This window comes from Brevundimonas sp. GN22, from assembly GCF_054824005.1.
Window position 1 is genome coordinate 35,689 of sequence record NZ_JSYD01000071.1, and the last position, 11,489, is coordinate 47,177.

At 57.7% G+C, this 11,489-nt stretch carries 11 protein-coding genes and 1 pseudogene; 10 read left to right on the plus strand and 2 right to left on the minus strand.

Going from position 1 to position 11,489, the window contains the following annotated elements; all coding sequences use genetic code 11:
- Positions 1-148 precede the first annotated feature (148 nt).
- A complete protein-coding gene (ligD, locus tag OB03_RS10460; protein ID WP_461344091.1) occupies positions 149-2,620 on the minus strand; it encodes a DNA ligase D in 2,472 nt (823 codons plus the stop codon).
- A 117-nt stretch (positions 2,621-2,737) separates the two neighbouring features.
- On the opposite strand from ligD, the gene OB03_RS10465 reads away from it, so the two are divergent.
- The 8 genes from OB03_RS10465 to OB03_RS10500 all read left to right on the plus strand — a co-directional run bounded on the left by OB03_RS10465 (position 2,738) and on the right by OB03_RS10500 (position 9,013).
- Positions 2,738-2,971, plus strand: coding sequence for a DUF5961 family protein (locus OB03_RS10465; RefSeq protein ID WP_242913444.1), 234 nt, complete (start codon positions 2,738-2,740; stop codon positions 2,969-2,971).
- A 70-nt stretch (positions 2,972-3,041) separates the two neighbouring features.
- Positions 3,042-3,902 carry a non-homologous end joining protein Ku gene (gene ku / locus OB03_RS10470; RefSeq protein WP_461344092.1) on the plus strand — a complete coding sequence of 287 codons (861 nt, stop codon included), beginning with the start codon at positions 3,042-3,044 and terminating at the stop codon, positions 3,900-3,902.
- 6 nt (positions 3,903-3,908) lie between these two features.
- Positions 3,909-4,925 (plus strand): DNA topoisomerase IB, encoded by a 1,017-nt coding sequence (locus OB03_RS10475; RefSeq protein WP_461344093.1) that lies wholly within the window; start codon positions 3,909-3,911, stop codon positions 4,923-4,925.
- Between the two features lie 94 nt (positions 4,926-5,019).
- Positions 5,020-5,910 carry an SDR family oxidoreductase gene (locus OB03_RS10480; RefSeq protein WP_282452688.1) on the plus strand — a complete coding sequence of 297 codons (891 nt, stop codon included), beginning with the start codon at positions 5,020-5,022 and terminating at the stop codon, positions 5,908-5,910.
- Between the two features lie 38 nt (positions 5,911-5,948).
- Complete coding sequence (locus tag OB03_RS10485) at positions 5,949-6,740, plus strand: TIGR02587 family membrane protein (protein WP_242913447.1); 792 nt, start codon at positions 5,949-5,951, stop codon at positions 6,738-6,740.
- A gap of 8 nt (positions 6,741-6,748) precedes the next feature.
- Positions 6,749-7,117: a hypothetical protein gene (locus tag OB03_RS10490; RefSeq protein ID WP_242913448.1), complete on the plus strand. Its 369-nt coding sequence runs from the start codon at positions 6,749-6,751 to the stop codon at positions 7,115-7,117.
- Positions 7,118-7,261: 144 nt separating this feature from the next.
- The gene (locus OB03_RS10495; RefSeq protein WP_461344094.1) at positions 7,262-7,822 is read left to right on the plus strand and encodes an SRPBCC family protein; all 561 of its coding nucleotides are present in this window, start codon (positions 7,262-7,264) and stop codon (positions 7,820-7,822) included.
- A 12-nt stretch (positions 7,823-7,834) separates the two neighbouring features.
- Positions 7,835-9,013, plus strand: coding sequence for a zinc-dependent alcohol dehydrogenase (locus OB03_RS10500; RefSeq protein ID WP_242913450.1), 1,179 nt, complete (start codon positions 7,835-7,837; stop codon positions 9,011-9,013).
- A 10-nt stretch (positions 9,014-9,023) separates the two neighbouring features.
- Here OB03_RS10500 and OB03_RS10505 read toward each other — a convergent pair whose 3' ends face one another.
- Positions 9,024-9,950, minus strand: a complete 927-nt coding sequence (locus tag OB03_RS10505) for an NAD(P)/FAD-dependent oxidoreductase (RefSeq protein WP_461344095.1) — start codon at positions 9,948-9,950, stop codon at positions 9,024-9,026.
- Between the two features lie 195 nt (positions 9,951-10,145).
- Here OB03_RS10505 and OB03_RS10510 point away from each other — a divergent pair.
- Together OB03_RS10510 and OB03_RS10515 are read left to right on the plus strand one after the other, a co-directional pair.
- A pseudogene (locus tag OB03_RS10510) lies at positions 10,146-10,250 on the plus strand (KTSC domain-containing protein); the annotation flags it as partial.
- Between the two features lies 1 nt (position 10,251).
- Positions 10,252-11,289 carry a hypothetical protein gene (locus OB03_RS10515; protein WP_461344096.1) on the plus strand — a complete coding sequence of 346 codons (1,038 nt, stop codon included), beginning with the start codon at positions 10,252-10,254 and terminating at the stop codon, positions 11,287-11,289.
- Positions 11,290-11,489: the final 200 nt, after the last annotated feature.

Genomic DNA, 11,489 nt, shown 5'->3' on the forward strand with positions numbered 1-11,489 from the left:
GGTTACCCGGCCTTCAAAGCAAAAACTTATCAAAAGTTCGCGTTATGCGACGACGTATGCATACCCCACACGAGCCGAACCGCAACGCTGTGTTTGCCTAATCGGTTCCAGAGAATGCAAAGCCCAAGTTACATTTTATTGTGGAGCATCAGTCGAGAGACGTGCCGAGCCGATAACGCATGGGGTCCAGCCCCTTGCGAACCTGACTCCATTTGATCGGCATCGATACTGGTGCACCGGGACGACCACGGGGGGAGTAGGGCGCAACTGCAGTGGCCTTGCGGTCATTGCGCAGATAATCAATGAAAATGCGCCCCTTACGCTCTTTCTTTGACATGTTGATCAAATAGCGGTCCGGCGAATTCGCCGCCATAACGCGGGCGAATTCACGGGCAAAGGCCTTTGCTTCGGGCCAGTCCATGTCGAGATGCTCGACATATGTGGTGACGTGCAGGCCCTTGCCGCCCGTCGTTTTGCAGTGGCTATGGAGCCCAAGGTCTTTCAGCCTGTCCCGAACTTCCTTGGCCGCCGTAATAACGTCCACGAATGCAACATCAGGGGCAGGGTCCAGATCGAAGATCAACCGCTCTGCCTTCTCCGGGTTATAGGGCACGCAGTTCCAAGGGTGGATTTCGACAGCCGATATCTGGGCTGCTGCGATCAGGCCTTCGACCGTGTCGATGCGTATGTAGGGCTTGGGGTCTCCCTTGATCTCCACAGCCTCAATGAGCGGTGACTGCCCTTTGGCTTGATGCCTCTGGAAGAAGGCCTCGCCCTCGATCCCGTTAGGCATGCGAATGATTGAGCAGGGTCGGCCGCGAATGTGTTCGAGCATCTTTTCGCCCACGCGCTCGTAATATCGGGCGAGATCGAGCTTGGTGTAGGCGGGGCTATCCTTGGTCGGAGGCCACAGAACCTTGTCCGGACTGGACAGATGCACGCCGCGCAACGGGGAAGCAGGGACTGTGGGTGTTGGTGTCGCTGTCGTTTTCGGTTTCGAGGGTGCCTTTACCGTGTCCAATGCTACGTCTTTGGCGGGCTTGTCTTCCCGCAGCCCTTTGAATGAAGCCTGACGGATGGCTCCTGAGCCTGTGAAGCCCTCGAAAGCGATTTCGGCGACGAGGACCGGCTTGACCCAATGGACACCTGCAATGGTTTTGGGGCCATCTGGGAATGGGCTTTTATCGGTTTCCACGGCCTTCAATCGGGGCATTATTTGATCGACGGTTTTGCGACCAAATCCAGTTCCGATACGACCGACGTGAACAAATTTGCCGTCGCGATAGACGCCCGCGATAAGGGATCGGAAGGCCTCGCCCGTTGTGGCCCATCCGGCGATGACGACCTCTTGCCCTTGTCGGCACTTCGACTTCACCCATTCATCGCTCCGTCCCGAGCGATACGGGGCGCTCAGGCGCTTTGAGATGATGCCTTCGAGATCAAGTCGACAAGCCGACTGCAGCAGGGCGTTACCGGTTGTCTGGAAGTGTTCGACATAGCGGATCGTGCCCTTGGCTTTGGCAAGACGCTTGGCGAGTTCGGTCTTGCGGTCGGTCAGAGGGAGCTTGCGAATGTCGGATTGACCGTCGTGCAGAAGATCAAACGCATAATAGATGAGTTGAGCGTCGCTCTCACCGCCCAACACGGCCTGCAGAAGAGCGAAGCTGGGCTTGTCCTCGTGGTCCAGTGCAACGGCTTCGCCATCATAGAGGCCGTCCTTTAGCCCCTTCGCGTCGGCGACGATCGTTGGAAATCGTTTGGTCCAGTCCAGCCCTTTGCGGGTCCGTACCGTGATGTCACCCCCAGCGACCCTTAGTTGAAGCCGATATCCATCAAACTTGATCTCGTGAGCCCATGCCTCTCCGGCGGGCGGGTTGGATGCGTTGGACGCCAACTGCGGCTCGATAAAGTCGGGCAGGGACGGAGCTCGGGCAGTTTTGGCTGTCGCTTTTGTCGGCGCTTTTCGTGTTGCCGCCTTTTTTGGCAGCGTGCCTCTGGGCAGGGTCATAAAAGGTTCGACATCGGCCGGCGCATTATCGGCGATCTGCTTCATGGTCCGGCTTGAGGCGACCGACTTGTCGCGATCCGTGGGTCCGCCGCGATTGCCGGTCTTGGCTACACTGTCCTTGTGCTTGATCAGCATCCACGGCTTTCCCTTTTCGCCGGGCTTGGGCTTGAGCCGCACCAGTACCCAGGAGCCATGCATGCGGGTGCCTTCCATCACGAACTTCAGTTCACCCTTTTGAAGATGACGGTCGACGTCTTCGAAACCATGTTCCGGTATCCAGAGGCCGCGATCCCAGATCATCACGGTGCCGCCGCCGTACAGACCCTTGGGGATGCATCCTTCGAAGTCGCCATAGTCCAGCGGGTGGTCTTCCACCGCCATCGCCAACCGCTTGTCCGCGGGATCGAGCGAGGGGCCTTTGGGCACGGCCCATGACAGGAAGGTGCCATTCCACTCCAGTCTCAGATCGAAGTGGAGTCGGCTGGCGTCATGCTTATGGATGACAAAGCGGAGTTGATCTGACGGCGCGATGGCTGCCCCTATGCCTGACGGCTCCTCCGTGCGGGAGAAGTCGCGCATCTTGCGATAGGTATCGAGACGGGGATTGGGCATCGGAACCTCCGCTGTGGCTAACGGCCTCGAAGGGATTGCGCTCCACCATCCACAGATTTCCGAGCCTTGCATGAATCCATAGCGAGGCCTGTGCGTTTAGGTGGAACGGAGGTCCAAATGACTGCAACTGATGACAAAGAGCTCAACAGCTATCGGGTCACTGCCACGGGTCACCCCACGCGGATTGTCCAAGAGCCGACAGTCGAAGCCGCCGCCATCACCTATATCGAGGACTTCATCACCTCACCGCCAGTACCGGAATTGCGGCTCTGGGTGACCGATGTGGATGACGGACGCCAGCATTGCTTCCTGCTCGATCTGGAAACCGGCGAAGTCGAAGCCTGCGGCTAGCGAACGATTCGGCGCAAAGGCCGTTTGTGGATTGTCTCTATTGATCAGACTTTCACAACGAGGTGCGTCCATGGCTCCCAGACCCAGTTGGCAAGGGCATTTGAAGCTGTCCCTGGTGACCTGTCCGGTTGCCCTTTACACCGCCACCTCAACCGGCGGTGATGTCCACTTCAACTTGATCAATCCCAAGACAAACAACCGGATCAAGATGATCACGACCGATCCGGATACGGGGCCCATTTCGCGATCCGAACTGGTGAAGGGCTACGAAGTTTCGAAGGGCGAGTACGTCTTGCTGACTGACGAGGAGATCAAGTCGGTCAAGCTGGAGAGCACCAAGACCATCGACATCGAGAGCTTCGTGCCAGCCAAGGACATCGACAGGATCTATTGGGATAATCCCTATTTCCTCGCGCCTGATGGCAAGATCGGACAGGACGCATTCAACGTCATCCGGACCGCGATGGAGAAATCTGGCAAGATCGCCTTGGCACGGGTGGTAATGTCCACCCGCGAGCGGCTGTTGGCTCTGGAGCCGCGCGGCAAAGGCATTTTGGCCTATACGTTGAGGACCGATGACGAGGTGCGTCAGCCCGACGAGGTCTTCGGCGGGATATCCTCCGCAAAGCCGGATGCCGACATGATCAAGATTGCCGAGAAAATCATCGAACAGAAAGCAGGCCCCTTCGATCCCAGTATGTTCAATGACCGGTATGAAGAGGCGCTGAAAGCCCTGATTGCAGACAAGCAAAAGGGTAAGAAGCCCGCTAAGGTCGCTGCTCCGAAGGAAGACAATGTTGTGGATCTGATGGCGGCGCTTCGGGCCAGTCTGGATGCTAAAGCCGGCCGCGCTTCCAGCAAGACGGCCCCCAAGTCGTCTGCCAAGCCCGCAGCGAAAACCACCAAGACCCGCGCTCGCAAGGCGGGGTAATCATCAGTGGCAAAGGTCGCTGACGACGCCGACGATATCCCACAGGGGCTGCGCTGGTGCTCCGACGAGGGGGAAGGAATCCGTCGCAAAAGAGCGGGGCGGGGGTTCGTTTATCTTCGACCAGACGGCGCGCGGGTAACCGATGAAAAGGTGCTGGCGCGCATCCGTGCGCTCGCCATTCCGCCCGCGTGGACGCAGGTTTGGATTTGTCCTCATAGCAATGGACATATTCAGGCGACGGGTCGCGATGCGCGTGGGCGAAAGCAATACCGCTACCACCCGGAGTGGTCCAAGGCGCAGTCCGAGAACAAGTTTGCGCGGATGCCCGCATTTGCCGCCGCCTTGCCCAAACTTGAAGCCGCTATCGAACTGGGTCTGGCGCGCCGAAAGTTTGATCAAGAAAAGGTTGTCGCCACTGCAATGCGGCTGATGGAGCTAAGCCTGATCCGCGTCGGCAACGCGCGCTATTCCCGAGAGAACAGCAGCTACGGTCTGACAACCCTGCGCAAACGCCACATCGAGATCAGCGGCTCAGAACTTCGCCTGCGGTTTCGCGGCAAGAGCGGCATTGTTCATGACTTGAACATTCAGGACAAAAGGCTGGCGACAGGTGTGAGGCGACTAAGCGAACTGCCCGGTCATACTCTGTTCCAGTATCTCGATGACGACGGCGAATACCGCGCCGTTACGTCAGACGACATCAACGCCTTTATCCGCGACCACATGGGCGAGGAGTTCTCCGCGAAGGATTTTCGAACGTGGGCGGCAACGGTCTGCGTGGCCCGCGCCCTGTGTGACACCGAACTGCCGACCTCGGCTACAGATGCCAAGCGCAAAACCAACACCTGCATACGCGAGGCGGCTTCTCTGCTGGGCAACACTCTGGCCGTTTGCCGGAGCGCCTACGTCCACCCCCGCGTGATCGAGATGTTCGAGCAAGGGGAGTTGTCTGAGGCACTTCCTCGTACTTCGGCCAAGTCCTTCGAACGCGCTCTGGCCAAGGCTCTGATCCACGACCCGTAGATGTGCGCAGTGTTGGCTACGATGCACGGCGCAACAAACGGCGTCCGCAGAGGATTTATCGGGAAGCTAAAGACCTCGATCATGGAGACAAGCGATGGACAGACTGGCAATGCAGGATCCCCGAAATCAGTATCCTCGGCCTCCTTTTCCTGAGCAGGAACAGTCTCCCCCCGGCCTTGTGAAATGTGTCACGCCCGCACCCGACCATGGCGAGACCAGCTATAAGGGCCACGGGCGACTGGCCGATCGTAATGCTCTGATTACAGGCGGTGACTCCGGCATTGGCCGTGCGGTCGCTATCAGCTTCGCCAGAGAGGGAGCGAACGTCGCCATATCCTATCTGCCTTCGGAAGAAGCAGACGCTCAGGAAGTCATCAAACTGATAGAGGCCGAGGGCGTAAAGGCACTGGCCCTTCCCGGTGACGTCCGTGACGAGGCGTGGAATGCCACCATGGTGTCTAGAACGGTCGACGCGTTTGGCGGGCTAGACATATTGGTGGTGAATGCAGGCCGCCAGCAATACCGCGACGACCTGAGCGAGTTCACGACCGCGGACTTCGACGCAACGATGAAGACCAACCTGTACGCCATGCACTGGCTCTGTCAGGCAGCGATGCCGGTCATGCCAGCGGGTGCGTCAATCATCACCACGGCCTCCATTCAGGCCTATGAGCCGAGTGATATTCTACTGGACTATGCGACCACCAAGGGTGGCATCGTTACCTATACCAAGGCACTCGCCAAACAGGCCATCGACCAAGGCATTCGCGTCAACGCTGTCGCCCCGGGTCCCTTCTGGACGGTGTTGCAACCCAGTGGCGGTCAGCCCGACGAGAAGGTGCGGAACTTCGGTGCCCAAAGCGCATTCGGCCGCCCCGGCCAGCCGGTGGAAATCGCGCCTGTCTATGTCCTGCTGGCGTCTCAGGAAGCCAGCTTTGTTACGGGCGAAGTCTGGGGCGTAACCGGCGGTGCGGGCGTGGGTTAAGGTAGGTCGATATGTCTTCGCGTCATGGGGGACAGGCTGTGCGTTCGTCTTACGTCAGGGATCTGGGGCGCGCCTTTGGCGGTGCCTTGCTCTTTTCGCTGCCTCTGCTGATGACGATGGAGATGTGGGAACTGGGCATGGCCTTGGAGCCATGGCGGCAGTTGCTGTATCTCGTGATCAGCCTGCCGCTGCTTTATGGCCTGGCTCACTATGCAGGGTTCACCAATCGTCGGGGAACGCTGCAGAACATACTGGACGTTTTGGTCGCAGTGCTCGTTGCCGCGGTCACGGCGTCGGTGTTGTTGACCCTGATGGGCGCGTGGGAACTCGCCAATACGAGGGTGGCGACGGGCCAGCTGGTAATGCAGACCGTGCCCGCTGCGATAGGTGCACTCGTTGCGCGCAAGCAGCTTGCCGCTTCAGGGGCAGAGGATCGCATCCATAAGGGCGACTATTTCGGCGAACTGTTTCTGATGATGGCGGGTGCGTTGTTCCTCGCCCTCAATCTTGCACCGACCGAGGAGATGCAACTGGTGGCCTATCGCATCGGCCCACTAACTGCCTTGGCGGTCATGGCATTGTCGTTAGTGCTGTTGCATCTGTTCGTATTTGAAGTCGGATTTGCCGGACAGGAGGAAAAGGAAACGCCGATGGGCGCCTTCATGCACTTCACAGTGCCGGGCTATGCCATCTGTCTGCTGGCAAGCCTTTTGATCCTAAGCCTGCTAGGAATGAACGACGGCCACGGTATCGGTGCCATCGCAGCCAATACGGTCGTACTCGCGTTTCCAGCTTCGTTAGGTGCTGCTGCAGCAAGGCTTTTGGTATGAGATTTGGTGTGTCCAAACCCAGAAAGAAACGTCGCATCTCGCGCACCCAGGCGTGTCTCGCTGCACTGGGAGCTATAGTTATCTGTATCGGCGCAACGATCCTCGCGATCGAGAGCGCCAATGGGGGCGATCAAGCAAGCCTGTCCGCAAAAACGCTGCGCATAGACCACGTAGGCGGGGCGCGAGAGGTCACGATCGAAGTCGAAAACGACGGCGGGCGCACAGCATCTGAAGTTTCCGTCTCGGCTCAGGCATCAGGTGAAGAAGCTGCTGTGGTGATTGATTACGTGCCGGCGGGCGGGGGCAGGGAAGTGGTCGTGCGTCTGGAGGCAGCCGGTCCTGTGGAAGTAAGGGTCGACAGTTGGATTTACCCGTAGGGGAACTGATCCTTACCAGACACTAGGCGACATTCGAGAAACGCACGGAGCAAGCCGACACTTTCCTTTTCATCAGGCAGAAAAGGAAAATCCCATGCGACTTCCCGAAACGGTGGCCCGCCAAACGAGTGCGAGGCTGGAAACATGAGTGCCTCTGATATCCAGCCCACCCAAGGTACCAATGCCGAGATGGCAGGCACAGGTCTGCTGGACCGCAAGGCGCACGAGGGTGAGCATGCCGCCTCGTCAGTGCAGGCGGTGATCATCAACCGCCCGCGGGCCGACCTTTATCAATTCTGGCGGGACTTCCAGAACCTGCCGACCTTCATGCCAAACGTGCGCAGCGTGTCCGAAGACGGACGGCGCTGGGTGATTGCGGGGCCGGGCGGCACGGACATTGAACTTGAGACCGAAATCACGGCAGATGATCCCGACTCCTTCATTGGCTGGCGTTCCACCGAGGACTCCGACATTGACCATGAGGGGTGGGTAGAGTTCCGCGACAATGCGTTCGGGCGTGGCACCGAAGTGCGGGTGATGATCAGCTATGACCCGCCCGCGGGGGCCGTCGGCAAGCTGGTCGCCAAGGTGATGCAGCGCGAGCCGCGCATTCAAGCCCGACGTGAACTGCGTCGATTCAAACAACTGATGGAAACCGGCGAAGTCTCGACCTCGCAGGCTCCTGAAGCCGCACCCCGTAGTTGAGGAGAACTGAACATGCGCGCTCTTACCTGGCACGGAAAGCACGATGTCCGCGTGGATACGGTTCCCGATCCCCAGATCGTCAATCCTCGTGACGCCATCATCAAAATCACCGCAACGGCCATCTGCGGCTCTGATCTTCATCTCTATGACAGTGTCATTCCCGGCATGCACTCAGGCGATATACTGGGTCATGAGTTCATGGGCGAAGTAGTTGAGGTGGGCCGCGGGAACACCAGTCTGCAAGTCGGTCAGAAGGTCGTCGTGCCATTCACCATCGCCTGCGGCAGTTGCTTCTTCTGCGGCAAGCAACAGTACTCGGCCTGCGATAACTCCAATCCGGCGGATAAATCCGACGCTTCAGAAGTGGCCTACGGTTATCCGGCAGCGGGATTGTTCGGCTATAGCCACCTGACCGGAGGCTACGCCGGCGGACAGGCCGAGTATGCGCGGGTGCCATATTCCGATGTCGGCCCGATTGTGGTTCCTGACGGCATTGAGGACGAGCGAGTGCTGTTCCTGTCCGATATCCTCCCAACGGGTTGGATGGCCGCAGAAAATGCCGAAATCGAGCCGGGCGATACCGTCGTAGTGTGGGGTTGTGGCCCCGTCGGCCTGTTCTGCATCAAGAGCGCCTTTCTGATGGGGGCAGGGCGAGTTATCGCCATCGACCACCAGCCGAACCGGTTGGCACTTGCGCGTCGCAATGGTGCCGAGACCTTGAACTATCACGAGGTGAAAATCCTCGAAGCTCTCAAGGAAATGACCGCAGGCATCGGGCCGGACGCATGCATCGACGCCGTGGGCATGGAGGCGCACGGCTTTGCGCCGGACAATATCATTGATGCTGTGAAGCAGGAGACCAAGCTCGGCACGGATCGCCAGCACGTCCTGCGCGAAACCATCATGGCCTGTCGCAAGGGCGGACGCATATCCATGCCGGGCGTCTATGGCGGCATTGGCGACAAGCTGCCCATCGGGGCCTTTATGCAAAAGGGTCTGACCCTGAAGACAGGTCAGACCCATGTGCAAAAATACCTGCCGGAGTTGTTAAAGCTGGTATTGGAAGGCCGGATCGATACGACAGACCTGATCAGTCACCGACTGCCGCTGGAAGAAGCTCCGACGGCCTACAAGAACTTCCACGACAATCCGAACGAATGGACCAAGGTGGTCCTGCAACCGCACGGATAATACTGCCAGATCAGGTCAGCGTCTCGCCATCCTGCTCGCGGAGCCAATTATGGGCTTTGGTGGCAGCAAGGGCTCCGTGGCCCATGGCGACGCTGATCTGATCCAATCCTTCAACCACATCGCCTGCTGCCCATAGTCCCTCGACCGCGCTTTTCGTCACCGCTTCTGGAGGCAGGCAACCGGTGTCGGTGAGGCCCAGGCCAAGTGCGGCACCGAGTTCGGCTCGCGGCGAGCAGCCAAGCGCCGGATAGACGACATCAAAACTTGCTTCTTGCTGCCCCTCCAACGCGACCTCGATGCGGTCGCTGTGAGGCGTCAGTTTGGTCAGTGCTCCATGGGCCACCTTGATACCGGCCTGGTCGAGTTGTGCCTGCTCGGATGCTGTCAGTTCGGGATGGGACAGTGGCATCAGAGTGATACGGTCTGAGTACTGGCGCAGGAACAGCGCTTCGGCCGCGCCGTTGCTATCACACCCCAGCACCCCGATGTTGGCATCCGTATGCTCGTATGCATCACATATGGGGCAGTACCGCAGCACACCGTCCTTGATCGCCTGTTCGTGGACATCACGGGATAGGTCCACCTCGTTCAGGAAAATGCCGGTCGCGAGGATGACGCCACGGGCGCGAGTATCGGGCTGGCCATCGCTTGAAACGATGAAGGCTCCATCTGCGCGGCGAATGTTCGAGACGCACATCTCCAGCATTTCGGCACCATATTTTTCTGCGTGCTCGGTCATGCGGGCGATCAAGTCTATGCCAGTGATACCATCGGGATAGCCCGGCGCATTGTGCGTGAGCGGGATACGCAGAGCGCGGCTCTTACCGTCGTGTATGACCAGCACGCGGCGATGGTACCGCGCCAGGTATAGAGCGGCCGTCAACCCTGCAGGTCCGGCCCCTACGACCACCACATCCCAATCGGTATTTTGATCCATTTATGTGTCCTCTTTAGTGGGAGAACTTAAGAGCGCGGGGTGGCGTTCCCCCGATACGCCGCGCGTTGTGTCCGACAATGGATTGTAAGCGACGCGCAGGAACGGCGGAGACGGATTGCAATTTCTCACTCCCGATAGGGAGAGCCGCAATGACAGAAGAACAATTCCCGACGTTAAACAACGGGCTATCATTATTACGATGTGCCGTCACAGATTGCTCAAGCTTTCGATCAGGCCGGATCGAAGGGGCAGTTTCTCGCGGCGTCCATCAAGGGTCATTATCGTTACAGCAAGGTCTAAAATGTCTCTCGTCAGCCTCGATCAAAAGAATAGTCGCGTTCAGTTTGGTGCCTTTGAGGTCGACAACAAGATCTTGTTTGAGTTCTTCAACAAACTTCCCGCCATTGATCGCGACGAGCAGTTCCACAAGGCACTCTACATCGGTGTTCTGGCGCTCATGGAGGATCGACTTTCGAGCTTCCTTTCGAAAACTGCAAACGAACTCGGGACCGAGCTCGAAAGCCTGAAAATCATCTTTGATATGAAGAAGGAGCTGTTCTACCGATCCGCGGTAAAGGGCGTTCTGGCCGAGGCTGATATCGCCGACTTTCTATCTGAGTTTTTTGATCGACAGAAAATCGGTGACCGGATCGAACTGACCGGCGACCGCGCCGGTACAATCCGCCGCAACAAGACCGGCGACATCGTCTGCCATATCGCCGACGACAGCGGTAAGCGTATCGCAATTGAGTGTAAGTTCGATAAGAGCATTCGCCTGGGGGACATCCAGACTAAGGACATCTTCACCAAGAAAGCTGACACCGCTTGGAGCCAGCTCCTAGAAGCGCAGGCTAATCGCGACGGCCAAGTCGGGATCATCGTTTTCGACGCCTCACTCGTTGATAACAGCATCCTAACTGCCGTCCCGGACGTGAAATTCCTTCCCGGGATCGGACTGATCGCGATTATTGATTCCCAAAAAGGTGATTATCAAAACCTCGCCATTGCTTATATGCTAGCTCGCGACATTGCTCTCAACGCGAAGACTCAGGAGCTAGACACCGACGTTCTCATGATCATCGTGAACCGATTGATCAAGGACGCTCGAGAAGCGACGATAATAAAGAATCTTGTTATCGCAAATGTCGATAATATGAAGAAAATTCTCGCTCAGATCGAGAAAGGTATTCTTCTTGCTGAGTTCAATCAGCGTTATCTCAGCAAGTTCCTATCCGAAGGTACGCTCTCTAAGGAAGATATGCTTGCCTTTTATATGGGAGAAGAGGTCAAGGAACGCTTCAGCTTAGTCGAGCGAGAGATAACAGAGCTTTGTTCTTGATGTGCGAGCACACCTCTATTAGCAACATTTTCAATGTGGTAGCCGCTTCGATGGCTCGATGGGGAAACTACAAATCACGGATTGCCTCGCATAACTCTCGCCACAGCCTGCCGTAATCAACGGCTTCTCGCACAGATGCATGGCCTAACTGGTGAGCATGGCGACATTATAGGCCCTATCAAAATCATCGCGATAGTGGA

Excerpts from the sequence above, each read along its gene's own strand:
- ku (WP_461344092.1), top strand. The coding sequence starts at position 3,042 with ATGGCTCCCAGACCCAGTTGGCAAGGGCATTTGAAGCTGTCCCTGGTG.
- OB03_RS10500 (WP_242913450.1), top strand. The coding sequence starts at position 7,835 with ATGCGCGCTCTTACCTGGCACGGAAAGCACGATGTCCGCGTGGATACG.
- ligD (WP_461344091.1), bottom strand. The coding sequence starts at position 2,620 with ATGCCCAATCCCCGTCTCGATACCTATCGCAAGATGCGCGACTTCTCC.
- OB03_RS10495 (WP_461344094.1), top strand. The coding sequence starts at position 7,262 with ATGAGTGCCTCTGATATCCAGCCCACCCAAGGTACCAATGCCGAGATG.
- OB03_RS10480 (WP_282452688.1), top strand. The coding sequence starts at position 5,020 with ATGGACAGACTGGCAATGCAGGATCCCCGAAATCAGTATCCTCGGCCT.
- OB03_RS10515 (WP_461344096.1), top strand. The coding sequence starts at position 10,252 with ATGTCTCTCGTCAGCCTCGATCAAAAGAATAGTCGCGTTCAGTTTGGT.
- OB03_RS10505 (WP_461344095.1), bottom strand. The coding sequence starts at position 9,950 with ATGGATCAAAATACCGATTGGGATGTGGTGGTCGTAGGGGCCGGACCT.
- OB03_RS10465 (WP_242913444.1), top strand. The coding sequence starts at position 2,738 with ATGACTGCAACTGATGACAAAGAGCTCAACAGCTATCGGGTCACTGCC.